This window comes from Blastococcus sp. SYSU D00669 (genome assembly GCF_054050715.1).
Genome location: NZ_JBJGZV010000006.1, coordinates 15,174 through 38,273, shown reverse-complemented (window position 1 = coordinate 38,273; position 23,100 = coordinate 15,174). Strand labels below are relative to the sequence as shown.

Annotated in this window: 24 protein-coding genes; 7 read left to right on the top strand and 17 right to left on the bottom strand. The window is 73.2% G+C overall.

Features of this window, described 5'->3' with window-relative positions; translation table 11 throughout:
* The first annotated feature begins 109 nt into the window (after window positions 1-109).
* Window positions 110-1,144 (top strand): LLM class F420-dependent oxidoreductase, encoded by a 1,035-nt coding sequence (locus ACI8AF_RS06340; RefSeq protein WP_456538834.1) that lies wholly within the window; start codon window positions 110-112, stop codon window positions 1,142-1,144.
* On the opposite strand, the gene ACI8AF_RS06335 is transcribed toward ACI8AF_RS06340, so the two are convergent.
* The 10 genes from ACI8AF_RS06335 to ACI8AF_RS06290 form a co-directional block, all read right to left on the bottom strand.
* Window positions 1,113-1,574, bottom strand: coding sequence for a Zn-ribbon domain-containing OB-fold protein (locus ACI8AF_RS06335; RefSeq protein WP_456538833.1), 462 nt, complete (start codon window positions 1,572-1,574; stop codon window positions 1,113-1,115). The two genes, ACI8AF_RS06340 and ACI8AF_RS06335, sit on opposite strands and share 32 nt — an antisense overlap.
* Window positions 1,571-2,761, bottom strand: a complete 1,191-nt coding sequence (locus ACI8AF_RS06330; protein ID WP_456538832.1) for a thiolase C-terminal domain-containing protein — start codon at window positions 2,759-2,761, stop codon at window positions 1,571-1,573. The genes ACI8AF_RS06335 and ACI8AF_RS06330 overlap by 4 nt, the downstream gene beginning before the upstream one ends.
* A gap of 12 nt (window positions 2,762-2,773) precedes the next feature.
* On the bottom strand, window positions 2,774-4,834 hold the full coding sequence (locus ACI8AF_RS06325; RefSeq protein WP_456538831.1) for an acetate--CoA ligase family protein: 2,061 nt from the start codon (window positions 4,832-4,834) through the stop codon (window positions 2,774-2,776).
* The gene (locus ACI8AF_RS06320) at window positions 4,834-5,637 is read right to left on the bottom strand and encodes an amino acid ABC transporter ATP-binding protein (RefSeq protein WP_456538940.1); all 804 of its coding nucleotides are present in this window, start codon (window positions 5,635-5,637) and stop codon (window positions 4,834-4,836) included. Before ACI8AF_RS06320 ends, ACI8AF_RS06325 begins: the two co-directional genes overlap by 1 nt.
* A gap of 2 nt (window positions 5,638-5,639) precedes the next feature.
* Complete coding sequence (locus ACI8AF_RS06315) at window positions 5,640-6,599, bottom strand: amino acid ABC transporter permease (RefSeq protein WP_456538830.1); 960 nt, start codon at window positions 6,597-6,599, stop codon at window positions 5,640-5,642.
* Between the two features lie 46 nt (window positions 6,600-6,645).
* A complete protein-coding gene (locus ACI8AF_RS06310; RefSeq protein WP_456538829.1) occupies window positions 6,646-7,578 on the bottom strand; it encodes a transporter substrate-binding domain-containing protein in 933 nt (310 codons plus the stop codon).
* Between the two features lie 79 nt (window positions 7,579-7,657).
* The gene (locus tag ACI8AF_RS06305) at window positions 7,658-8,218 is read right to left on the bottom strand and encodes a 3-phenylpropionate/cinnamic acid dioxygenase subunit beta (protein WP_456538828.1); all 561 of its coding nucleotides are present in this window, start codon (window positions 8,216-8,218) and stop codon (window positions 7,658-7,660) included.
* A complete protein-coding gene (locus tag ACI8AF_RS06300; protein ID WP_456538827.1) occupies window positions 8,215-9,546 on the bottom strand; it encodes an aromatic ring-hydroxylating oxygenase subunit alpha in 1,332 nt (443 codons plus the stop codon). The genes ACI8AF_RS06305 and ACI8AF_RS06300 overlap by 4 nt, the downstream gene beginning before the upstream one ends.
* 97 nt (window positions 9,547-9,643) lie before the next feature.
* Entirely contained in the window at window positions 9,644-9,982 is a 339-nt protein-coding gene (locus ACI8AF_RS06295) for a putative quinol monooxygenase (protein ID WP_456538826.1), read from the bottom strand.
* Between the two features lie 13 nt (window positions 9,983-9,995).
* Window positions 9,996-11,087, bottom strand: coding sequence for a hypothetical protein (locus ACI8AF_RS06290; RefSeq protein WP_456538825.1), 1,092 nt, complete (start codon window positions 11,085-11,087; stop codon window positions 9,996-9,998).
* Between the two features lie 256 nt (window positions 11,088-11,343).
* Between ACI8AF_RS06290 and ACI8AF_RS06285 the strand changes: the two genes are divergently transcribed.
* The 5 genes from ACI8AF_RS06285 to ACI8AF_RS06265 all read left to right on the top strand — a co-directional run bounded on the left by ACI8AF_RS06285 (window position 11,344) and on the right by ACI8AF_RS06265 (window position 15,761).
* Window positions 11,344-11,799 carry a YbhB/YbcL family Raf kinase inhibitor-like protein gene (locus ACI8AF_RS06285; RefSeq protein ID WP_456538824.1) on the top strand — a complete coding sequence of 152 codons (456 nt, stop codon included), beginning with the start codon at window positions 11,344-11,346 and terminating at the stop codon, window positions 11,797-11,799.
* Between the two features lie 29 nt (window positions 11,800-11,828).
* On the top strand, window positions 11,829-13,400 hold the full coding sequence (locus ACI8AF_RS06280; protein ID WP_456538823.1) for an FAD-dependent oxidoreductase: 1,572 nt from the start codon (window positions 11,829-11,831) through the stop codon (window positions 13,398-13,400).
* A 29-nt stretch (window positions 13,401-13,429) separates the two neighbouring features.
* Window positions 13,430-13,948, top strand: a complete 519-nt coding sequence (locus ACI8AF_RS06275; RefSeq protein WP_456538822.1) for a nuclear transport factor 2 family protein — start codon at window positions 13,430-13,432, stop codon at window positions 13,946-13,948.
* 116 nt (window positions 13,949-14,064) lie between these two features.
* Complete coding sequence (locus ACI8AF_RS06270; protein ID WP_456538939.1) at window positions 14,065-15,366, top strand: MFS transporter; 1,302 nt, start codon at window positions 14,065-14,067, stop codon at window positions 15,364-15,366.
* Between the two features lie 20 nt (window positions 15,367-15,386).
* Complete coding sequence (locus ACI8AF_RS06265; RefSeq protein WP_456538821.1) at window positions 15,387-15,761, top strand: nuclear transport factor 2 family protein; 375 nt, start codon at window positions 15,387-15,389, stop codon at window positions 15,759-15,761.
* A gap of 16 nt (window positions 15,762-15,777) precedes the next feature.
* Here the strand turns inward: ACI8AF_RS06265 and ACI8AF_RS06260 are convergent, their stop codons facing one another.
* The 3 genes from ACI8AF_RS06260 to ACI8AF_RS06250 form a co-directional block, all read right to left on the bottom strand.
* Entirely contained in the window at window positions 15,778-16,923 is a 1,146-nt protein-coding gene (locus tag ACI8AF_RS06260) for a maleylacetate reductase (RefSeq protein WP_456538820.1), read from the bottom strand.
* 76 nt (window positions 16,924-16,999) lie between these two features.
* Window positions 17,000-17,137 (bottom strand): hypothetical protein, encoded by a 138-nt coding sequence (locus ACI8AF_RS06255; RefSeq protein WP_456538819.1) that lies wholly within the window; start codon window positions 17,135-17,137, stop codon window positions 17,000-17,002.
* A complete protein-coding gene (locus ACI8AF_RS06250) occupies window positions 17,134-17,376 on the bottom strand; it encodes an SRPBCC family protein (protein ID WP_456538818.1) in 243 nt (80 codons plus the stop codon). Before ACI8AF_RS06250 ends, ACI8AF_RS06255 begins: the two co-directional genes overlap by 4 nt.
* A 260-nt stretch (window positions 17,377-17,636) precedes the next feature.
* Here ACI8AF_RS06250 and ACI8AF_RS06245 point away from each other — a divergent pair, with 260 nt between their 5' ends.
* Window positions 17,637-18,887: a polyhydroxyalkanoate depolymerase gene (locus ACI8AF_RS06245; RefSeq protein ID WP_456538817.1), complete on the top strand. Its 1,251-nt coding sequence runs from the start codon at window positions 17,637-17,639 to the stop codon at window positions 18,885-18,887.
* Between the two features lie 91 nt (window positions 18,888-18,978).
* Here the strand turns inward: ACI8AF_RS06245 and ACI8AF_RS06240 are convergent, their stop codons facing one another.
* The 4 genes from ACI8AF_RS06240 to ACI8AF_RS06225 form a co-directional block, all read right to left on the bottom strand.
* Complete coding sequence (locus ACI8AF_RS06240) at window positions 18,979-19,731, bottom strand: DUF4386 domain-containing protein (RefSeq protein ID WP_456538816.1); 753 nt, start codon at window positions 19,729-19,731, stop codon at window positions 18,979-18,981.
* Window positions 19,728-19,997 (bottom strand): hypothetical protein, encoded by a 270-nt coding sequence (locus tag ACI8AF_RS06235; RefSeq protein WP_456538815.1) that lies wholly within the window; start codon window positions 19,995-19,997, stop codon window positions 19,728-19,730. Before ACI8AF_RS06235 ends, ACI8AF_RS06240 begins: the two co-directional genes overlap by 4 nt.
* Window positions 19,998-20,088: 91 nt before the next feature.
* On the bottom strand, window positions 20,089-22,731 hold the full coding sequence (locus ACI8AF_RS06230) for a LuxR C-terminal-related transcriptional regulator (RefSeq protein WP_456538814.1): 2,643 nt from the start codon (window positions 22,729-22,731) through the stop codon (window positions 20,089-20,091).
* A gap of 10 nt (window positions 22,732-22,741) precedes the next feature.
* Window positions 22,742-22,957: a hypothetical protein gene (locus tag ACI8AF_RS06225; RefSeq protein WP_456538813.1), complete on the bottom strand. Its 216-nt coding sequence runs from the start codon at window positions 22,955-22,957 to the stop codon at window positions 22,742-22,744.
* Between the last annotated feature and the right edge of the window lie 143 nt (window positions 22,958-23,100).

The following is a 23,100-nucleotide window of genomic DNA, read 5'->3' as shown; positions in this document are numbered from 1 at the left end:
AGGTCCCCGGTCCGGCACGTGGAACGCCTCCGCCCCGGCGAGGGCGGCCCCGGGATACACATCGGGCCGCGGCTCCTCTGCCGCACCGCCCGACGGAAGGCTGCCCGGGATGCGCATCGGCATGCAGATCGGCTCGCGCTCGCTGGAGTTGCTCGACGCCGCCGCCGATCTCGAGAGCGCCGGGCTGCAGATCGCGTTCGTCCCGGAGCTGTACGGCTTCGACGCCGTCAGCCGGCTCGGCTACCTCGCCGCGCGGACGACCGCTCTGGAGATCGCCTCCGGCATCCTGCAGCTGTACACGAGGACGCCGACCCTGACCGCGATGACCGCGGCCGGGCTGGACCAGCTGTCCCGCGGCCGGTTCACCCTCGGCGTGGGGGCGTCGGGGCCGCAGGTCATCGAGGGCTTCCACGGGGTCCGCTACGACGCCCCGGTCGGGCGCACCCGTGAACTCGTCGAGATCTGCCGCTCGGTCTGGGCGCGCGAGCGGCTGGTGCACCACGGACAGCACTACGACGTGCCGCTCCCGGCCGGCCAGGGGACGGGCCTGGGCAAGCCGCTGAAGCTGGTCGACCACCCGGTGCGCGAGCGGATCCCCGTCATGCTGGCCGCGATAGGCCCGAAGAACGTCGAGCTGGCCGCCGAGATCGCCGAGGGGTGGCAGCCGATCCTCTTCCACCCTGATCGGGCGGCGGAGGTCTTCGGACCGGCGCTCGACCGCGGGCTCGGGCGTCGCGACCCGGCCCTCGGTCCGCTCGACGTCGCACTGCAGACCGCCGTCGCGATCGGTGCCGATGTCGCCCGCGAGCGGCAGGTGGTGCGCGAGGAGCTCGCCCTCTACGTGGGCGGGATGGGTGCTCGCGGGAAGAACTTCTACAACGACCTCGCGGCGCGGTACGGCTACGCCGAGGAGGCCGCGCGCGTGCAGGAGCTCTACCTCGCCGGCCGCAAGGAGGAGGCCGCCGCGGCGGTGCCAGAGGGGCTGGTGGACGCCACCAGCCTGGTGGGCACCGCGGAGGAGGTGGCGGAGCGGCTGGCCGCCCTGCACCGGGCAGGCGTCACGACGCTGATCGCCAAGCCGCTCGCCGCCGACGTGCCCGGCACGCTGCGGATCATCGAGCAGTTGCGGCTGATGGCGTCCTGACGACCCGGAACACCGGGTACACCACCACCGGCCCCGAACCGTCCGTCGACCGCTCCTCCCACTCGACGACGACGGGGTCCCCGATCCGCAGGGCGGCCGGGTCGTCGGCGCGCACCTCGGAGAGGACCCGCGGACCGCCGTGGAGGTCCACCCAGGCGACGGCGTAGGGGGTCCTGGCGGCGAAGTAGGGATCGCCGTGCCGCCGGACGACGGTGAAGGTGTAGACCGTCCCGCTCACCGGGTCCGGCAGCGCCCGCCAGGTGAGGTCCAACGAGCCGCACGCGGGGCAGTGCCCCCGCGGGTACCACACGGGCCGTCCGCACCGGTCGCAGAACGGCACCCGGAACTCGTGGCGGGCGGTTCCCTCCCAGAACGGGGCGGTGTCCGGCTCGTCGAGGTCGGGCAGCGGGCGCGCGAGCTCCCCGTTCACCGGTCGGCTCCCAGGACCACGGTGGCGCAACCGTGGCGGGTGCCGAGCGTGCCCCCGTTGCCGTGGGCGACGGCCAGCCGGGCACCCGGTACCTGCGCGGTCGACCGGCCGCGGAGCTGTCGCGTGGCCTCGATGAGCAGGAAGATCCCCCGCATGCCGGGGTGGGTCGACGACAGCCCGCCGCCGTCGGTGTTGAGCGCCGGACCGCCGGAGCGGTCGAAGCGCAGACGGCCGTCGGACACGTATGGACCCCCCTCCCCCTTCGCGCAGAAGCCGAGGTCCTCCAGAGCGGCGAGGACGGTGAACGTGAACGAGTCGTAGAGCATGGCCACGTCGACCTCCTGCGGCGAGACGCCGGCCCTGGCGAAGGCGTCCGCGGCGCTGCGCGCCGCCGCGGTCGTGGTGACGTCGCTGCCGGTCGCCACCGCGCCGGTCGCCTCTCCCCCGCCGAGGACCCAGACCGGCGGCTGCGCAGTGCCGGCGGCGACCTCGGCCGACGCGATGACCACGGCGCCGGCCCCGTCGCTGACCAGGCAGCAGTCCAGGGCGTGCAGGGGGTCGGCGATCACCCGCGACGAGACGACGTCCTCGACGGTGAGCTCCCCCGTGTCACGGACGCCCAGCGCCGCCAGGCCCGCGACCGCCTGCGGGTTGCGGGTGGCGTGGTACCGGGTGACCACGGCGATCTCTGCCAGCTGCTCCGGCGTCGTGCCGTACTCGTGCAGGTGGCGCATCGCCGCCATGGCGTAGTTGCCCACCACGGGCAGCCCCCAGGGCAGCTCCGTGTTGTTCACGACGGCCGGGTAGACCACCTTGGGCACACCCGTGCCGACGGCTCGCATCGAGCTGCGTGCGCGGGAGCCGTAGGTCAGCAGGGCGACGCGGGCCCGGCCGGCCGCGATGTCCCGAGCGGCGTGGATCGCGTGCGCCTCGTAGGAGGCCCCGGCGAGGTTCGTGCCGTCGAGCACCCGTGGGGTGATGCCGAAGTACTCCGCGGTGCTCATCAGGCTGAGCTCGCCGGTCTCGGGCACGTCGTAGAGCGCGTCGACGTCGGCCAGGGTCAACCCCGCGTCCTCCAGCGCCCGCACAGCACAGGTGGCCTTGAGCCGGATCTCCGAGGTGTCCGGGGCCACCCGGTCGGGGTGCTCGTACACCCCCACGATCGCCGCGGCCGGCCCGCCCGTCACCGGCGGCCGCCCTCAGGTGATGAGCAGCGCATCGACGACACGCGGCCCTTCGGGGGTGAGGACGACGGGGTTCAGCTCGAGGGTGCTGTACGCCGCCAGGTCACCGTCGGCGAAGTGCCCGGCCAGCTCCGCGGTGAGCCGGGCGAACGACTGGAGAGCCGCCGGGCCGACCGCCCGGGCCAGGCCCCAGCGGGTGAGGCTGTCGACGGTCTCGTCGACCGTCGGTGCCTCCGGGCCGGTGAGAGCCAGCGTGCCCAGCGGTGGCACCAGCTCCACCGCCCAGCCGCCGACCCCCACGGTCACGGTCGGGCCCGCCACGGCGTCGCGGATGAACCCGAGCAGCAGCTCCGGGCCGCGCACCATCCGCTGGACCAGGAAGCGCACGGGTCGGTCGACCCCCGCCGCGCCGATGTCGCGGCGCATCTGCTCGCACGCCGCGGCCACGGCCTCGGGCGAGACGAGGTCGAGGCGGACGCCGCTGACCCGGCCCTTGTGGGCCAGCCCCTCGACGGCGGCCTTGACCGCGAACGGACCCTCCACTCCGGCCGCGTGCTCCGCCGCAGCCCGCGGGTCGTCGACCACGACGCCGTCCACGAGAGGCACGCCGAGCCGGGCGAGCACGTCCCGCGCCTCGGCCTCGGCCAGGACCCCGCGAGCGGTCGCCGGCCCCGCACCTTCCCGGTGCCCGCCGCCGACGCCGCCGGCGACGGGGTACACCTTGGCGGCGGCGCTCATCGCGGCGACGAAGCTCGGCCCGGAGACGACCGGCTGCTTCGCGGAGAGCTCGTCCACCCACGGCGTGACCGGCTCGCCGAAGGTGCTGGCGGTGAGGGTGACCTTGCCGGCCTCCCGCGCGGACTCGGCCAGGCCCAGCAGGCCGTCGCGGAACCAGAACCGGTCCGCCGCGTCGTCCGGCCACGGTAGCGCGTAGGGCTCCACCACGACCCCGACGGCGGGATCACGGAACACCTGGTCGCGCACCTGCTTCTTGCGCTCCCCGTTGGCGCCGGTGAGGTCGAGCGGGTTGCCGATGTACACCCCGGACGGCATCAGCTCGCGCAGAGCCTCCACCGTGGTCGGCGACAGCTCCGCCAGCGCCACCCCGTACCGGCCGGCCAGGTCCGCGGCGTAACCCGCGGCGCCCCCGCTGCCGGTCAGGACGAAGACACCGGCCTCCGGACGCCCGCCGGCGTGCGCCAGCAGCTGCACGAGGTAGGGGAGCTCCTCGATCGAGTCGACGGAGACCACGCCCAGCCGCCACAGCCATGCCTGGATCAGCCGGTCGGACCCGACCACCGCCCCCGTGTGCGACTGGGCCACCACCGCCGCCCGTTCCGAGCGGGCCAGGCAGAGCGCGAGGACGAGCTTCCCGGCCGCGCGGGCCTGACGGGCCGCGGCGGCGAACCGTTCGGGCTCGCCGACCCCCTCGAGGACGAGGACGAGCAACGAGTCGTCCCCTGCCACGAACTCCTCGAGGGCGTCGGCCACGCCGAACGCGGCACCGTTGCCGATGGAGTAGGCGAGGTGCACGCCCGACCCGCTCGCCGCCACCGCGCCGACGACACCGGACAGCAGCGCGCCGGACTGGCTGACGACTGACACCGTGCCCGCCGTCAGCCCTCGGGGCAGCGGTTCGGCCACCAGCGCCAGCCGCCGCCCGAGGTCGGCGAAGCCGACGCAGTTGGGGCCGATCAGACGGGCGCCCGCCGCGCGGCAGCGCGCGGCGATCCGCTGCTCGCGCTCGGCTGCGGCCGGGTCACCGGTCTCCCGGAACCCGTTGGAGATCAGGACGATCGTCCGCACACCGCGCCCCAGCAGCTGCTCGACGGCGTCCTCGGCGAGCTCCGGTCGCAGCAGGCACACACCGACGTCGGGAGCGGCGGGCAGATCGGCGATCGACGCGAACGCCGGCAGGCCGTGCACCTGGCTCTGGCGCGGGTTGACCGGCCAGACGGCGCCGGTGAAGCCGTGGTCGGCGAGGTTCCTGACCAGCCAGTAGGTCCACGGCATGGACTCGGAGGCGCCGACGAGCGCGACCGCTCCGAGGGCGTCGGCCTCCTGGCCGGTCCCCATCAGTCGACCCGCCGGAGGAAGTTCGCGAACCGCTCCGTCTTCGGCGCACGCAGGATCTCCTGGGCGGGGCCGTTCTCCACGACGACGCCGTTGTCCATGAAGACGCAGCGGTCGGCGACCTCGCGCGCGAACCCGACCTCGTGGGTCACGACGATCATGGTCATGCCGCTTCGGGCCAGGTCCTTCATCGCCGTGAGGACCTCCCCGACCAGCTCCGGGTCGAGCGCGCTGGTCGGCTCGTCGAAGAGCATGAGGGCGGGCTCCATCGCCAGCGCTCGGGCGATGGCGACCCGCTGCTGCTGCCCACCGGACAGCTGCCGCGGGTACTGGTCGATCTTCTCGGCCAGACCGACCTGCTTGAGCAGCTTCTCCGCCTTCGCTCGGGCCTCCCCTCGGGACAGCCTCTGGACCTTGCACGGAGCGAGGGTGATGTTCCGCTCCACCGTGAGGTGGTTGAACAGGTGGAACTGCTGGAAGACCATGCCCATCTGCGCCTGCTGGCGGGCGACGTCGCGGCCCCGCCGTTCGCGCAGCTTCCCCTTGCGATCGCGCTCGTAGCCCAGCAGCTCCCCGCGGAAGTAGATCGAACCGCCGTCGATCGGCTCGAGCTGTTGGACGCAGCGGATGAAGGTCGACTTCCCGGAGCCCGAGGGCCCGAGCACCACGACGACCTCGCCGCGGCGGACCTCCATGTCCACCCCGGCCAGCGCAGGGACGGACCCGAAGGACTTGCGCACACCGCAGGCCCGGAGGATCACGTCGTCCTCGCGTGCCCGCACGTCGTGGTCGAGGACGTCGCCCATGGTCACAGTTCCGCCTCCCGGCTGGCGACGACCTGCTCGGCCCGGCGTCGGCGGAGACCGCGGGTCGGCCTGGTGGGTGTCGAGTCGGCCCGACCCAGGCGGCGCTCGAGGTAGCGCTGGAGGAGGTCGAGGACCGAGATCAGCGCGAAGTACCAGATGCAGGCCACCAGGAGGAGCGGGATGACCTCGAAGTTGCGGTTGTAGATGTTCTGCACCTCGTGCAGCAGCTCGGACACCGCGACGGTGCTGACCAGCGCCGTCCCCTTGAGCATGCCGATGGTCTGGTTGACCGTCGGCGGGATCATGAAGCGCAGGGCCTGCGGGAGCACGATCAGGCGGAACGTCTGGTGCCCTCGCAGAGCGAGGGCGCTCGCGGCGTCCCGTTGCCCTCGGTCGACCGAGAGCAGGCCGGCCCGGACCACCTCGGACATGTAGCCGCCCTCGTGCAGCGCCAGGCCGAGGACGGCCGCGGTGAACGGGGTGATGATCTCGTTGGCGTCCCACGACCCGAAGGACGGCCCGAACGGGATCCCGATGGAGATCTCCGGCACCAGGTAGGCGAGGTTGAACCAGAAGATCAGCTGCACGAGGAGCGGCACACCGTAGAAGAACCGGGTGTAGGCCCACGCGGCCGTGGACAGCGGCCTGAACGACGACATCCGGGCCGCGGCGACGGCGATGCCGATCGCGATGCCGAGGACCATGCCGATCGCCGTCAGCTCGATCGTGACGAGCAGGCCGTGCAGCACCAGGTCGTCGAAGAGGAACTCGCCGACGACGTGCCAGCGCAGCCGGTCGTTGGTGACGAGGAAGTTCACGAACTGGGCCGCGAGCACCAGGAGCAGCACGACCACGGCGATCCGGCCCGGCCGGATCCTCCGCTGCGCCGTCGAGATGTCGTCGGGTGCCGCCGGCGCGCCCCCCGAGAGGGACGTGCCGGCGGCCGGATGGGCGGTGGTCATGCGTCGCTCCCCGCAGTTCTCCGTGCCGAGCCGGCTCGGGATCCGGTCAGTTGCTCGGCGTTGCGGGGGTCGACGAACCATCTCCGCCGGCCGCAGCGCCCGCGGGGTTGATCTCGGGCTCAGGGATGGTGACGCCCTCCATGCCCCACTCGGTCATGATCTCCTCGTAGGTGCCGTTGTCGAACAGTTCCTGCAGCGCCGCGTGGATCGCGTCGCGCAGCTCCGTGTTGTCCTTGGTGAAGGCGGCGCCGAGCTGGGTGACGACGAAGGGGTCCTCGTCGGCGATGAAGAACTCCCACTTGTCCTCGGCCTGCTGCGTCGTGTACGCGGCCTCGGCCGGCGTGGTGCCGTAGGCGTCCGCCCGTCCCGACTGCACCGCCAGCTGCAGATCGGCGCGCTGGGCCAGGTCGATCTTGGTGGGGGCGTCCTCGCCCTCCTCCTGGCAGAGGGCGGTCAGCGTGTCGAAGGCGGCGTTGAGCGGCACGCTGGACGAGATCAGCGCGATGTTGCGCCCGCAGAGGTCGACCGGCTCGCTGAAGCCGCTGCCCTTCGCCGACATGAAGGTCGGAGCCGAGACCGAGTGGGTGACGATGTCGAGCGTCGCCTCGCGCTCGACGCTGTCGGCGATACCGCCCCAGGCCATGTCGTAGCGACCGGCCTCGACGCTCGTCTGGATGTTGGCGAAGCTCTCGACGGTGGCCTGCTCGAACTCCACACCGAGCAGCGGAGCCATGGCGTCGAGGAAGTCGGCCTGCACACCGACGATCTCCCCGGCGCTGTCCTGGAACCGCAGCGGCGCCTGGATGTCCCCCACCACCGTGATGACTCCGGACTGCTGGATATCGGCCGGGAGCAGATCGAAGAACTGCGGCCCGTCCTCCGTCGCCTCGGCGGACGTCGCCGCTGCCTCGGAGTCGGAGTCGGCGTCGGAGCCGCCGCCGCACGCGGCGGTCAGTGCTGCGACGCAGAGTAGGGGCACAACTGCTCCCAGACCGCGCTTACCCACGGACATCGTTGCCTCACAGGGGGGTTGCAGGGATGGATGGATGTGCCGGCGCTCAGAAGAAGATCGAGAGGTTCTTCGCGAGCAGGGTGGCCTGGTCGAGCAGGATCGTGCGTCGGGCGATCTCGAACCCGTAGGCGTTGGCAGCGCGACGGACCACGTCGTTGCGCCGCCCGACGAACATGTCCATCTCGCGTTCGAGACGGGTGCGGTAGATGAAGAAGGCGCAGTCGAGCTCGTACGTGCCGTCGATGTCGGTCGATCGCACCCGGACGTTGCTGACCATGTGCCTCGTCCGCGAGGGCGGGTCCTCCGCCCACGCCATGCCGGTCCTCAGCCGGCGCACGCGCTGCTCGAGGTGTTCGTAGGTCTCGTCGAAGTAGGCGGCGTCCCCGAGCCCCCCGGTCTCGAGGTGCCGCTGCCGCTGCAGGCGGTTGGTCCGCGTCGGCATCCAGTAGTGGATGTCGGGCGCGATGAGCGTGAGCCACTCGTCGAACTGCCAGGAATCGAGGAGGTCGGCCTCGTCGTACAGGAACTGCTCGATCTCGTGGTGGGTCGCCGCGCCCACGTCGCTGCGCCGCGAGATCCGCGCCGCCCCGTGCGCCGTGGTGCTCACGACGACGCCTGCTGCGGGCGGGCGCGGCGGTCGGCCTCGTCGATCTCCGCCAGTTCCGCCCAGGTCAGCCCCGAGACCAGTTCGGACCAGCGCTTGTAGAACGACCGCGCGGCCTCCTCGGAGAAGACGTAGGCGCTGCGGCCGGGGAACCCCTCGGCGTCGTAGCGCGCGTGTCCCAGGCCCATCTGGATGCTGAGCGGGTGCTGCCGCGCGCGCCAGCCGCGGAGGACCTTCTGGATCTCGTTCCAGTTCTCGCCGTCGTCCTGCTCGAAGAGCCCGCCGGGGGAGAACGTGCGGAGGATCTCGACGCGCCGCTCGTCCTTGACCTTCTCCGGCGCGGCCCTGTGCACCAGGCCCCACGCCCAGACCTCGATCTGGTTCGGGCCCCGCGGGTGCCACACCCGGAAGGTGCCGTTGGACAGGTACGCCAGGCTCGGGAAGATCGTCGCGTGCCCGGGCATGAAGTTCGCCCGCGCCGGTCCCAGCCGGTCCACGATCTTGGGCTGGACCTGCGCCTCCCACTCCTGGACGACCGGGCCGACCCGCTTGGGCTGCGGCGAGGTGCGGAAGCCCGTGCCGTGCCCCTGCGTGGAGGTGAACTGGAAGCCGGCCTTCTTGCGGTTCTCCACGAGCTCGTTCAGCGACAGGCCCTCACCCGGGGCGACGTAGGCCATGTAGGCCGACGCGTGGCTGATCTCGGCGTGGTAGGAGTCGGAGGCGAACTGCTCGGCGGCGAACTTCCAGTTGCAGTCGATCAGCCACTTGTGCGTCCCGGGGATGACCTCGCCGCCCTCCTCCCACCGGTCGCAGAAGGCGTCGAAGTACCAGGCCATCTCGCCGAGATAGGTGTCGAGGTCCGGCGCGGACTGGTCCCACGTGCCGAAGATGAAGCCCTTGTAGGTGGCGAGGCGGACCTGCGCGGGTCCCCACTCGGAGCGGTCGATCTCGTTGAAGTAGGCGTCGTCCTCGTGCGGGACCGACACCAGGTCGCCGGCGGTGTTGTAGGTCCACCCGTGGTACGTGCAGGTGAACATCTTGGTGTTGCCGAGGTCTGCCCGGCAGATCCGCATGCCGCGGTGGCGGCACTGGTTCAGGAAGGCCCGCACCGAGCCGTCGCGCTGGCGGACGACGAGGACGGGGTCCTCCCCCATGTACGTCTGGAAGAAGTCACCGGCCCTGGGGATCATCGTGTCGTGGGCGAGGAAGAGCCAGCAGCGCCCGAAGACCTGCTCGAGCTCGGCCTGGTAGATCGCCTCGTCCTGGTAGATCGTCGGGCTGATCCTCCCGTTGACGTGGTCCACCAGCGACGACGTGTCGATCGGTGCCATGGTCATCCTCTCGGCGCTTCGTGTGGGGGGAGAGAGTGGCGAGCGGGCCCGAGCGCAGGAAGCAGCCCGTACCGCTGAGCGGAACCGCCTGTGTCGCTCATGTTTCGGCCGGCTGCCAACGGCCGTCGACGAGCCGGAAGTAGCGGTGGTCGAAGTAGAACTCGATGCCGTCGCGGCCGTGTGCGCGCGGGACCCGGGGGAACGTCGGCCGGTCCGGGATGCTGCGCTGCAGTTCCCAGTGCCGGTCGTAGGTCTCCTGGTCGGCCCACAGTTCGAGCAGGGCGAACTCGTTCGGCTGCTCGATGCTGCGGAAGACCTGGTACTGCAGGTTGCCGGGCTCGTCCCGGCACTCCGGCGAGCGCGTGCGCCAGTACGCCAGGTACGGCTCCACCGCGTCCGGCGCGACGCTGATGTTGCTCACGATCCTGATGGCCATCGACCCACGTCCTCTAATCGGCGGTCTGCGCGCGGTAGTCGATCGAGAAGTCGTTGATGGGACCCACCACGGGTCGTCCAGCCCGCGGGAAGCTCGCCTCGATGACCCATCCACCGAGGCGCTCGCGGCTGTCCAGGTAGTAGAACCTGCCCGACCCGCCCCGCATCTCGGAGCCCATGACGAGGGGAACCCGCTCGGACTCCAGCCACTCGACGGTTTCGGCCCACCGTTCCTCGTCGGTCGGGAAGCAGATGAGCAGGTGGTGGATGCCTTCGCCGACGACCTGGAGGAAGTCGTCCTTGTAGTGGCTGGGCCCGAACGTGGGCTGGACCACCTCGAAGCCGAAGTCCTGGAAGTCGAACGCGCGTCCGGTGAGGTACTCGTGGTCGACCGGCCGCCCCCGGTAGAAGGGCGTCTCCAGCCGCCCGCGCTCCCGGCGCCAGTTGATGAAGTTCCACCGGTCGATGTCGAACACGGAGGCGTGCCTGCCGACGGACCCGACGACGTCGCGCGACACGATCCCGATGTGGTGCAACCGGGGGACGTCGAGGGCGGTCATCGGCCCGGGACGGGTGTAGGTCTGGCTGACGTCGCAGATGCGGTCCGGCTCGGGCGTTGCCTCGTCGTCGTCGGTGAGCGGCGCCCGGTAGTTGACCAGGTACCCACCGAGCAGTTCGCGGGTGTCGAAGGTGACGTCCTCCAGCACGCCGTCCACGACGTAGCGCTGGAGGACGGAGACCGACCTCGCGGCGAAGAACTCCTCGGCCCGACGCAGCTCCGCCGCGCCGGCGGTGAAGTCCACCTGCATGATCCCGTTGCCCCGCCGGGCACGGAACAGCTGGGCGGTGCTGAGCCCGGTCAGCGGCTGGACCAGCTCGAACGTCACGGCTCCGGAGGGGGTGCTGCCCACCGCCGATCGCCAGCGCCCGTTGCTGCGCAGGCCGTCGACGCGCAGGTCCCCGACCCGGTCGGCGTCCTCGAACAGCGCCCATCGGTCCACGCCGAGGATCAGCCCGTAGTCCTGCATCGACTCGTCGAGGTCGTCGACGACCACGGTGAGCCGGTCCAGACCTCGCGGTCGCAGGCGTGCGTCGCCGTCGCTCATGCGTCTCCCTCCTGCGACACCGGACGGGGCGGTGGGCACCGTCCGACCCGGCGGGGGCCGATGGTGCAAGGGGGGCGACGCGGCAGACAGTGACCCGTCTCACCCGGCGGAACACCGAATGCGGGACACGGGGCCACTCGGCCCGCGGGGAACTGCCTGTCCGCCGACCGGAACGACTCCCTGGCGTCCTGTCCGGCCTCGGCGCTACAGCTGTCGGGCGCAGCGCTGCGCCCCGTCGACCCAGAGGAGCCCCGCCATGCCGACCATCGCCGACCTCGCGATCTCCAGTCCCCAGTTCGGCCCCGCCGGCCGGCTGGAGGACCGCAACGCCTACGACAAGGAGAACGAGCTGCCACCGCTGACCGTGTCGGGTGCGCCGGAGGGCACGGTGGAACTCGCGGTGGTCTGCCACGACCCCGATGCGCCGCTGCCGAACGGCTACACGCACTGGACCCTGTACGGGATCCCCGCCACGGGCGGCGACCTGGGCTCGGACGCCGACGAGCGCTACCGCCCGGGCCCGAACGGCTGGGGTGAGCACCGCTGGGGTGGTCCACGCCCGCCGGCGGGCCACGGCGTCCACCACTACTACTTCTGGGTCTACGCGCTCAGTCGGCCGGTCGAGGGCACGCCCTCCCGGGAGGAGTTCCTGCGGGACTACGCCGACGCCATCCTCGAGCAGAACCGGCTGGTCGGCACCTACGAGCGCTGACGCCCGGTCGGCACCGCCGGAGGCGACCCATGTGGCTGAAGAACCCGACGTGGCACGACGAGGCGGACGTCGTCGTGCTCGGCTACGGCGGTGCGGGTGCCGTGGCGGCGGTCACCGCCCACGACGCCGGTGCGGACGTCCTGGTGATCGAGAAGCAGTCGCGCGACCACCGCCACCCGAACACCTTCATGTCCGGGGGCAGCTTCATCTGCCCGTCCGACCCCGAGGCAGCGTACGAGCACGTTCTCGAGCTCTACCGCGTCGGAACCGACGAGTACGAGACACCGCCGGAGGTGCTGCGCGCGTGGGCGCACGCCTGCGCGGGGAACCTGGCCTGGGTCGAGCGGCACGGCGGGGCGGCGCACCTGTTCGCATCCTCCGGCGAGCACCACCACGTTCCCGGGGTCGAGGCGATCCAGAGCTACCGCTTCGGCACCGGCGAGCCCGGTGCGCCGGCTCGCGGGTACGGGATGTTCCTGTGGCTGCAGCAGCTCGTCGCCGGTCGCGGCATCGAGGTGCGGTACGACTCGGCGGCCCGGTGGCTGCTCACCGACCACGGCGGCGCCGTCGTCGGTGTGCAGGTCGTCCAGCACGGCCGCCGCACACTCAACGTGCGCGCCCGGAGGGCGGTGGTCCTCACGACCGGCGGCTTCGAGTTCAACGAGCGGCTCAAGCGCGACCACCTGCCGATCACGCCGACGCACTTCTACGCCAGTCCGGACAGCACCGGCGACGGCGTGCTGATGGCGCAGGAGGTGGGAGCGGCGCTGTGGCACATGCGCTCCTGCTCGGCGAAGGCGATCGCCCGGTTCCCCGACTTCGCGACGGGGTTCCCCATCAACTTCTGGGGCTACGGCGACGGGCTGACGCAGGAAGCCGTGCTCTACGGCAGCGCCCGGTCCGACGGGCAGGGCACGCCGGCGTCCGGGGCGGTCGCCTCCTGCGGCGCCATGCAGGTCGACCGGCTCGGCCGGCGCTTCACGAACGAGGTCTGGAAGCAGCACACGCACTACTACGAGCTGGCCGGTTACGACAGCCAGCGCGGACTGCACCCGCGGATCCCCTCGTACTGGATCTTCGACTCCGCCCGGATGGCGCGGGGGCAGCTCGCGCTGCGGGAGACCGGAGCCGCGGGACCGCTGCAGCTCTACCCGTGGAGCCACGACAACCAGAAGGAGCTCGACCGCGGGTGGATCGTCCGTGGCGACAGCATCGAGGACCTGGCCCGCTCGCTCGAGATGGACGCCGCGGTCCTGCGGCAGACGTTGCGCGAGTACGACGCCGGCTGCGCTGCCGGGCTCGACCCGCTGGGGCCCCCGCCGGTCGGCCGCCCTCCCGAGACCCTCGTGCCCTTGGAGCCGCCCTTCTTCGCGGTGCGCCTGTGGCCGGGTGGTCCCAACACGCAGGGCGGCCCGGAGCGCAACGAGCGTGGGCAGGTGATGAGGGTGACCGGTCAGCCCGTGCCACGGCTGTACGCCGCCGGGGAGCTCGGCTCGGTCTACGGGACCTTGTACCCGGTGGGGGGCGGCAACCTCGCCGAGTGCCTGGCGTTCGGCCGGATCGCCGGCGAGAACGCCGCGCACGAGCAGCCGGATCGATGACCCGCTCGAGTGCGGGAGGAGGAGGACCAGTGGAAGCCGACAGCTCCACGGCGGAGCTCGCCGCACGCGTCCGGCGGTTGGAGGACATCGAGGAGATCCGCCGCCTGCGGTCGGACTACCACCACTTCGTGAACTCGGGCCAGTTCGACCGGGTGAGCTCGTTGTTCTGCGAGGACGGGGTCATCGACCTCGGCTACCTCGGCCGCTACGACGGACGAGCCGCGATCCACGCCGGTTACCTGGCCATGGGCGCGCGGGACCGCTTCATGGTCCAGCAGTTCCCGCACTGCCACACCGTCGACGTGGACGGCGACTCCGCCACCGCCTACTCCTACCTCGACGCGCGCTACGCCAGGTTCGGGGTCTCGTACGTGGTCGTCGGGCGGTACGACGACGTCTTCCGCCGGACGACCGAGGGGTGGTCGTTCGTCAGCATGACCTTCGACATCCGCTTCACGGTCCCGTCGGGGCTGGGCTGGGCCGGCGACGAGCTGCACTACCTCCGGCCGGACATGTGGCCCACCCGTCCGGCACCGTCCGCCGGCTAGTGCCGCCGCTGCTGCGTCGCACCGGTCGTGGCACCACCGATCGGGGTGCCCGACCGGGGGCGGACGACGCGGGTCGCCGCGCCGTCCCCTTCGCGATCATCGGCGGGGCGCTGTTCATGGGGTCGGTGGACCAGACCAGCGTGGCGACCGGGCTGGCGACGATCAGCGACGACCTCGACGCGCCGCTGTCCTGGGCCACCTGGACCATCACGGTCTACGCGCTGGTGCAGGTGCTGGTGCTCCCGGTCGCCGGTCGGCTGAGCGACCAGTTCGGGGCACGGCGCGTGTTCCTGGTGGCGCTCGGCGTGTTCACCACGGCATCGCTGTGCTGCGGGACCGCCGAGGACATCGCCGTCCTCGTCATCCTGCGCGGGGTGCAGGCGGTCGGTGCCGGCGCCCTGATGCCGGCGGCGACCGGGATCGTCTCCGACTGCTTCGGGCGCGACCGGGACCGCGCACTGGGTCTGTTCAGCACGGTCTTCTCGATCGGGGCGGTGGTCGGCCCGGTGCTCGGCGGCGTGCTCGTCGACGCCTGGTCCTGGCACGCCATCTTCCTGGTCGACGTCCCGGTGGGCCTGCTGCTCCTCGCGGTGGCTCACCGGTACCTCCCGGCGGCCGGTGCCCGGGCCCCGCGCCCGTTCGACCCGTGGGGCATGGTCACGCTGGGGACCGGCCTGCTGGGCCTCATGCTCGCCGTCGGCCACCTCGGCAGCCCGACGACGACGCTCTTCGACCTCTGGTTCCTGCTCCCGCTCGGCGTGGGGCTGGCATCGCTCGTGGCATTCGCGGTGCTCAGCGCCCGTACCGCGGCGCCGTTCGTGCCGCCGCGGCTGGTCGTTCAGCGGCCCTTCCTGGCCATGAACACGGTCAACTTCTGCATGGGCGTGGCCATCCTCGGTTTCGGCTCGCTGCTGCCGCTCTACGCGCAAGAGCGCTTCGAGCTGTCGCCGCTGGGCTCGGGCACCCTGCTCGTGGCGCGGGCGCTCGCGGTCATCGCGGCGGCGAGCACGGCCGTCCTCCTGCTGCGCCGGACCGGCTACCGGCTGCCCATGCGGATCGGGTTCCTTCTCGCCGCAGCCGGCCTGCTCCTGACTGCCCTGGACCCGTGGGAGCTGTCCCCCTACGCCTGGCTGGCCGTCTCGGCCGCGGTCGTCGGCGTCGGGAACGGGCTGGCGATGCCGGCATCGAACAACGCCACCCTCCACCTCGCCGCGGACGACGCCGCGTCGGTGGCGGGTCTGCGGGGGATGTTCCGCCAGGCCGGTGGCATCACAGGTATCTCCGTCGCCAGCGCCGTGATGGCGCGCAGCGACGACGTGGCGGCGACGCTGGCGGGGTCGTTCGCGGTCTTCGCGGCGCTGTTCGTCTGCGCCGCGGCCATCGTCCAGCGGGTCCCCGACCACCGGGGGCGCTGGTGACCGGGAGGAGTGCCGTCCTGATGACGACGACCGAGGACGTGGTGCGCCGCTACTTCGCCGCGCTCGACAGCGAGGACTGGGAGGCACTCGGGCAGCTGTTCCACGAGCAGGCCCGGTACCGGGCACCCGGCACACCCGCGCACGAGGGTCGGGCGGACGTCGTCGCTCGGTTCCGCGCCGTGTTCGCCGCCTGGGCGGAACACAGTGACACCGTCACCGACCTGATCGTCCAGGGCGACCGGGCTGCAGTGGAGGTGCTCTTCACGGCCACCACCCGCACCGGGCGGCCGATCGCCTTCGACGCGGTGGACCTCTTCCGCGTGCGGGACGGACGGATCGTCGACCTGTCCATGTGGTACGACCTCGGCGCGGTCCGCCGGATGCTCGCGGACTGACGTCGCGGCGGCGACGTCAGCGCTGGAACTGCGCGGCTTCCGGGGCGTCCCCCCGCCAGGCCGCCCGCAGCAGCGCCTCGACGCCGTCCCGGGTCACCGGGCGCGGGTTGCGATAGCTCGACCCGGCCCCCCCGGCGACGGCGAGGTCGGCGATGCGCGGGATGTCGCGCTCCTGCATGCCCAGCTCGGCCAGCGACCGGGGTGCGCCGAGCCGGCCGGCGAGGTCCCACAGCGCCCGGGCCGGGTCGGGTGCCCCGCCGAGCGCGCGGGAGAGCGCGGCCACGGCGTCGGGGGCGGCCGGCTGGTTGTAGGCGAGGGCGTGCGGCAGGACGACGGTGTGCGTCTGCGCGTGCGGCAGGTCCAGCGTGCCGCCGAGGGTGTGGCACAGCTTGTGGTGCAGCGACATGGTGGTCGCGGCCAGCACCGCCCCGCACAGCCACGCCCCGTACTGCGCCTCGCCGCGGGCGTCGAGGTCGGCGCCGTCGGCGACCACCCGGGGCAGGGCGGCGACCAGCGCGCGGGCCCCCTCCTCCGCCATCAGCGAGACGATCGGCGTCGCGTCGGGCGCGTACAGCCCCTCGACCGCGTGCGCGATCGCGTTGACCCCGCTCGTGGCCGACAGCCCCGCCGGGAGCGACACGGTCAGCTCCGGGTCGTAGAGCACGCTCACCGGCAGCACCCGCAGGTCGCGGCCGGTGCGCTTGACCCCGCCCTCGGTCAGCCCCCAGACCGGCGTCATCTCCGAGCCGGCGTAGGTCGTCGGGACGGCGATCACCGGCAGGCCGTGCTCCAGGGCGATCGCCTTGCCCAGCCCGACCGCCGAGCCGCCGCCGACGGCCACGCACCCGTCCGCGCCCAGCGACGCCGCCAGGTCGCGGGCGCGGTGGGCCACCTCGACCGGCACGTGCATCCGCGCCTCGGGCAGCACGCCGGCGGCCCGCTCCCCCAGCGCCGCGGCGACCGCCCGGCCGGTGTCCTCCTGCTCGGGCGAGCAGAGCACCAGCACCCGGGTCAGCCCGAGGGCCTCGACCTCCTGGCCGAGCCGGGAGACCGAGCCCGGCCCGAAGACCACGCGCATGGGCAGCGCCTGGTAGGTGAAGGAGCGCACGGTCGACCGCCCGGACGTGCCACCGTTCCCGTGGTCGATCGTGTCCACCGGCATCGTTCTCCTCGGAACGTCGGATCCTCCTGCAGCACGCCTGGTCACCCGGTCGACACCTGGTGGCCCAGCGGTCCGGTCACCGCGTCCGGCCGGCCTCGTCGACCAGTTGCTCGAGCAGGCTTCGAAGCTGCACCAGGGTGGCATGCTCCGGGCCCACCGCGTACCGCTCGGCGAGCACGACCGGTCGCGCGGCGAGCGGGTGGGCGGTGGTCACGGGCACTCCTCGGGGACGACGAGGTACTCGTAGAGGTACGACCGGGTCGCGTCGTCGTGCTCGACGATCCGCTCGGTGGCATCACCCCCGCCGCCGGCGAAGGTCGCGTGCCGGACGTCGCCCTCCAGCCGGGAGCTCTCGATGGCCGGCACCCGGTCCGCGATGGCGCCGGCGTTGCCGACCACCTTCCACACGGCGTCGGGACGGGCAGCGACCGCGATGGTCTCGGTGACGTTCACGCGCACTCCTCGCTGGGATCGGAAAGGGGGTCGTGCTCGACGAGGGCCCCGGTGAGCGCCCCGACGACGGCGGGCGGCACGCGGACGGCGTGCAGGTAGGCGCGGACGCCGCCGTGGCGCCGGTCGACGCACTCATGGAACGGTGGCCGCCACCCCGGCTCGCGCTCGCGCCGCAACGCGCCGTTGACGTGAGCGTCGGTTAACGTCCCTGCGGTGTGGTCCAGACCACACTCGGTCACCCGATCTCGAGGGGCAGGCGGATGTTCTACACCACGTACGAATGGCAGCAGCGGGTGACCGCACCGGCGCGGACCGGGTCCGCCCTGATGAGCCGGGCACTGGAGTCGCTGCCGGCGCCGCTGGCGGCCCTTCCGGGCCCGCGCCGGCTCCGGGCCGCCTGCCGGATCGTGGCCGATGCCCGACCCACGCACGAGCGCCCCGACTGGGGCATCGCGTCCGTGTCCGTGGCCGGCCGGTCGACCGACGTCGACGTCCGGCCCGTGCTGTCGACGCCGTTCGCCACCGTCCGGCACTTCGCCAAGCCGGGGGTGGCGGGGCAGCCGCGCGTGCTGCTCGTCGGGCCGATCTCGGGGCACTTCGCCACACTGCTGCGCCCGACGGTCCGCACGCTCCTCGCCGACCACGACGTGCACGTGCTGGACTGGCACAACGCCCGCGACATCCCCGTCGCCGCGGGCCGGTTCGGACTCGACGAGTACATCGACCACGTCCTCCAGACGCTGCGGCACCTCGGCCCGGACACCCACGTGCTCGCGGTGTGCCAGCCGGCTCCGCTCGTTCTGGCGGCCGTCTCGATCATGGCCGCCGCCGACGATCCCGCCCGGCCGAGCAGCCTGACATTGATCGCCGGGCCGGTCGACACCCGGATCAACCCGAACCGGGTCAACGAGCTGGCCGACCGGCGTCCGCTGTCGTTCTACGAGCGACTCTTGATCACGCGGGTGCCCGCCGCGTACGCCGGCGCGGGGCGGCGCGTCTACCCCGGGGCCGCCCAACTGACCGCGTTCATGTCCATGAACCCCCGCCGGCACCTCGGCGCCCACGTGCGGCTGTACCGGGCGATGGTCACCGGCGACGAGGAGCAGGCGGCGAGCATCCGGTCGTTCTACGACGAGTACGGCGCGGTCATGGACGTGCCGGCCGAGTTCTACCTGGAGACGCTGCAGCGCGTGTTCATGGAGCACGACCTCCCGCGAGGTGCCTTCACGTGGCGCGGCCGGCCGGTGGACCCCTCGGCCATCCGGGACACGGCCCTGCTCACCGTCGAGGGCGCGCAGGACGACATGTGCTCCCCCGGGCAGACCGAAGCGGCACACCAGCTGTGCGCCGGCATCCCGGAGGAACGGAAGCGCCACCACCTGCAGGACGGCGTCGGCCACTACGGCGTCTTCGCCGGCTCCCGCTGGGAGAGCGAGATCTACCCGGTCGTCCGCGAGTTCATCGCCGAGAACCAGGCATCGCGGTCCAGCGCCCCGGTCGTGATGTCCTGAGGCCGCCTCCCGTCGGCGGGCGCGCAGCGGGTGGACGAGGGCTGGGCCCGGCCGCCTCGCAGCGAGGCGGCCGGGCCGGGGGCGGCGGCGGTCAGGCCGGGACGGCGTCCTGCCGCGCGGGCGGGAGCGCGGCCACCGCCGCGGGCCGGAAGCCCTTCACCGTGAGGTGGACGCCGAGGGAGAGCTCCCAGACCGCGATCGGCAGGGCGGCGAGGACGGCGACCGGGGCGGCACGGTCGTACAGGCCGAAGAAGACCGCGACGTCGGAGGCCAGCAGCAGCGGGGCGCCGACCAGCCCGAGGGTCGGCAGGACGCGCGGCACCAAGCCTGAGCGGTAGAGGACGTAGCCCAGGAACAGCCCGTTGAAGACGGGCATGAGGCTCTGCGAGAGCAGGAACGTCCAGTCGTAGACGGCGCTCAGGGCGGCGCCGGTGGTGACCAGCGCGGCCGGGTCGGCGTCGGGGGTGCCGGCGACGTCGGTGCGCAGGGTGAGCATCGTCAGCACGCTGACGACGCCGACGACGATCAAGGTGCCCTCGACGACCCGGGAGGCGACGAAGCCGACGGCGGCCGTCTCGCTCTGCCGCCTGGCCACCGGGAACAGCACCACGGCCGTGCCGATGCAGGTCAGGGCGACGACGACCTCGGAGAAGGCGGCCAGCAGCACACCGGTGTCGCTGCCGGCGCCCAGGACGAAGCCGGGCTCGCCCCGCACCCCCTGGTAGAGGGCGAGGGTGGGCACGGACACGAAGGTGAGCAGGTAGAGGATCCCGGCGGCGCGGGCGGTGCGCCGCATCGGATCGGTCGCGGCCCGGGGGGCGGGGCTCGGCGCGGTGGTGGTCATGTCGGTTCCTCTCCGGGCTTCCGGGGTGGGGCGGACGGCGGTTCGGCGTCGAGGCGGGTGACCGCGAGGAGCGGCAGGCCGAGGTCGCGCACCTTCTGCAGCACGCCGTGCAGGGCGGCCTGGTCGGCCAGCGGGCCGCGCAGGCTGGTGGTGCCGTCGTCGGCGGGCGTGAGGGTCAGCCCGTCGAACCAGGCGGCCCACCGCCGGTCGAGCTGGCCGGTCAGCCGGATCTCGTAACGCGGGTGGCCGCTCGGTGGTGCGCTCATCGGGTGCTCGCTCTCCTCGGTGCCGGAAAGCTAGGAGCCGAGGTGGTGAGCGGGGATCACCAGACGTGGTGATCCGGGTGGTGAGCCCGGGTCAGGCGGGCGGCCGGGCGAGCAGGTCGAGTTCGGCGGCGCGACGGACCGCGGCCCGGCGGCTGTTCACGCCGAGCTTGGCGTAGATGTTCTTGGTGTGGGTCCGCACGGTGTTGACCGACACGAACAGCGCGCGGGCGATGCCGGGGCCGTCGAGGTCGCTGCCCAGCAGCCGGAGGACGTCGAGCTCGCGCGCGCTCAGCGGCTCGACCAGGCCCGGCTGGTCCGGTGCGCGGCCGTCCGTGGCCGCCGCGGCCAGGAGGCGGCGGGCGTACGCCGGGCTGGCGCCGTGGTCGGTGCAGGACCGCAGGAGCGCGGCCAGGGGCCGTCCCTCGTCGGCGAAGACGCGCACGTGGCCCTCCGGCTCGGCGAGCGCCAGCGCCTTCCCGATCGCGTCGAGCGCGCCGGCGTCGTCGCCGCCGGCCTGCCGCGCGAGGGCCTGCAGGACGAGCAGCTCGACGGCGCTGCCGGTGCGCTCCCCCGCCTCGGCGGCGGCCAGCAGCCGCGCGACGAACCGGGTCGCCACCTCGACGTCACCGGCGGCCAGCAGTGCGCGGGCCAGCGTGACGTGCTCGAACTCACGGAGGTAGGTCGGGTCGTCGTCGGGCGACAGCCCGCGCTCGCGGGCCCAGCCGAGCGCCTCGCCGACCCGGCCCTGCGCCGTCCACACCCGGGCGCGCACCGCCGGGATCGGCCGGACGTCGGGGAACATGTCACCCGCGTAGAGCTGCTCCGCCTCGTCGAGGAGGTCGACCGCGGCGGCGAGGTCGCCCTCGGCCTGGCACACCCGAGCCATCGCCACCAGCCAGCGGTGCCGGTTCTGCGGCAGGCCGGCGTGCTCGCCCAGCTCCCGGCTCGCCGCCAGGTGCCGGCGGGCGGCCGCGAGGTCGTCGCGCTCGCGGAGGACGTCGGCCAGCCCCACGTGCATGTCCGCCGCGCCGCGCAGGACCACCGCCCCGCTCGTCGCGGTGGCGAGCCCTCGGCGGTAGGTCGCCTCCGCCCGGCGGAGCCGGCCCTGCGCGAGGGAGATGTCGGCCAGGGCGATGGCGACGCCGAGGGTGTCCGCGACGTGCCCGGCGCTGCCCAGGTGGCCGGCGGAGTCCGACCACCAGCGGTGCGCGGCCGCGAGGTCCCCGCCGCTCCAGGCGGCCAGCCCGAGCACGCCGGCCGCCGCGCCGCGCAGCAGGTGCTCCTCCTCGCCGGCGAGCTCGAGGGCGCGACGGGCCTGGGCCACCGTCTCCGGAGGGTCGCCCCTCACCTGGGCCAGGGCGGCGCGGTAGAGGGCGATCTCGCCGCGGACCCGGGCGGCGTCCGCGGTCGGCGCCGCGTCCAGCCGCTGCTCGGCGTCGCTCAGCCGCTGCGCGACGTCGGCGAACTCGCCGGTCTGCACGAGCGTGCCGGCGTAGGTGACGCCCAGGGCCGGCCGCGCGCGCAGGACCTCGTCGGGCAGCGCCTCGAACCAGGCGCGCAGCGTGGTCTCCTGCCGGTTGCGGCGCACCGCGGGCATCGCCGCCTCCACCAGGTCGGCGGCGCGTCCGCCGTCCCCGCCGGCCAGCGCGTGGCGGATCGCCTCGGCCGGCTCGCCGTGCTCGGCGAACCAGCCGGCGGCCCGCCGGTGCAGCCCGGCCACCCGGTCGGGCTGCTCGGCCAGCAGCCGGGCGTGCAGCACGTCGGCGAAGAGGTGGTGGTAGCGGTACCAGTGGCGGCGGTCGTCGAGCGGCACCAGGAACAGGTTCGCGCGGTCGAGCCCCTCGAGAACCGCCGTGCCGCCGTCCCGGCCGAGGACGGCGTCGCAGAGGGGGCCGCTCAGGCGGCTCAGCACGGAGGTGCCGAGGAGGAAGTCGCGAACGTCGTCGGGCTGCTGCTGCAGGACCTCCTCGACCAGGTAGTCGACGACGTAGCGGTCGTGGCCGGCGAAGCCCGCCACGAAGCCGGCGACGTCCTCGCGGCCCCGCATCGACAGCGCCGCCAGCTGGAGCGCGGCGATCCACCCCTCGGTGCGCCCCTCCAGCGCGGCCACGTGCTCGGCCGGGAGCTGCCGTCCCGTCGCGCCGGCCAGGTACGCGGCCGCCTCGTCGGCGGTGAAGCGCAGGTCGTCGGCGCGGACCTCGACCAGGTCGCCGCGCGCACGCAGCCGCGCCAGCGGCAGGGGCGGGTCGGCGCGGGTGGCGATGACCAGGTGAACGTGCGGGGGCAGGTGCTCGAGCAGGAAGGCCACCCCCTCCTGGACGTCGCGCGACTCGACCAGGTGGTGGTCGTCGAGCACGAGGACGACGTCGTCCGGAGCGGCGGCGAGCTCGTTGACCAGGGTGGCGAGCACCGCGTCGACCGGTGCGTGCGCCTCCAGCGCCGCCAGGGCCCCGGCGCCCAGCCCGTACGTGGTCCGCAGGGCGGAGAGCACGTAGGTCCAGAAGAGGACCGGGTCGCCGTCGCGCTGGTCGAGCGAGACCCACGCGGCGGTCCGCCCGTCGGCGGCGAGCCACTCGGTCAGCACGGTGCTCTTGCCGAAGCCGGCCGGGGCCGACACGAGGGTGAGCGGCCCCTCGGCTCCGCGCCGCAGCCGCTCGGTCAGCCGCGGGCGCGCGACCGCGCCGCGCCGGCGTCGCGGGACGTGGAGCTTCGTCGTGAGCAGGGGGCCGGCCACGTGCCTCCTCCTACCGCCGCTCCGGGCTCCTGGTCCAGCGCCACGTCTCGATGCCCGCCGGGATGCCGAGAAGGATCACGGCGATCGTGAAGGGGCCCCACGGTCCCTCGACGTTGAGCCACCGCAGCGCGAAGTAGAGCACGGGGAGGACGACGGGCAGCAGCGTCAGGGCGATCAGGAGCCGCCCGGTGCCGGTGAGGTGCTCCCCCCGCCAGATCCACGTCACGCGCGGGGAACCCGTCTCCCCGTCCGCCTGCTCCGCGACGTCAGGAAGGTGCCGGCCGCTGCTCATGTCCGTGTCCCCCCGTCGACGGACTGTGGATGTTGCCGGACGGGCGGCGGCGTGCCACGCACACGCAGGTGCTGATC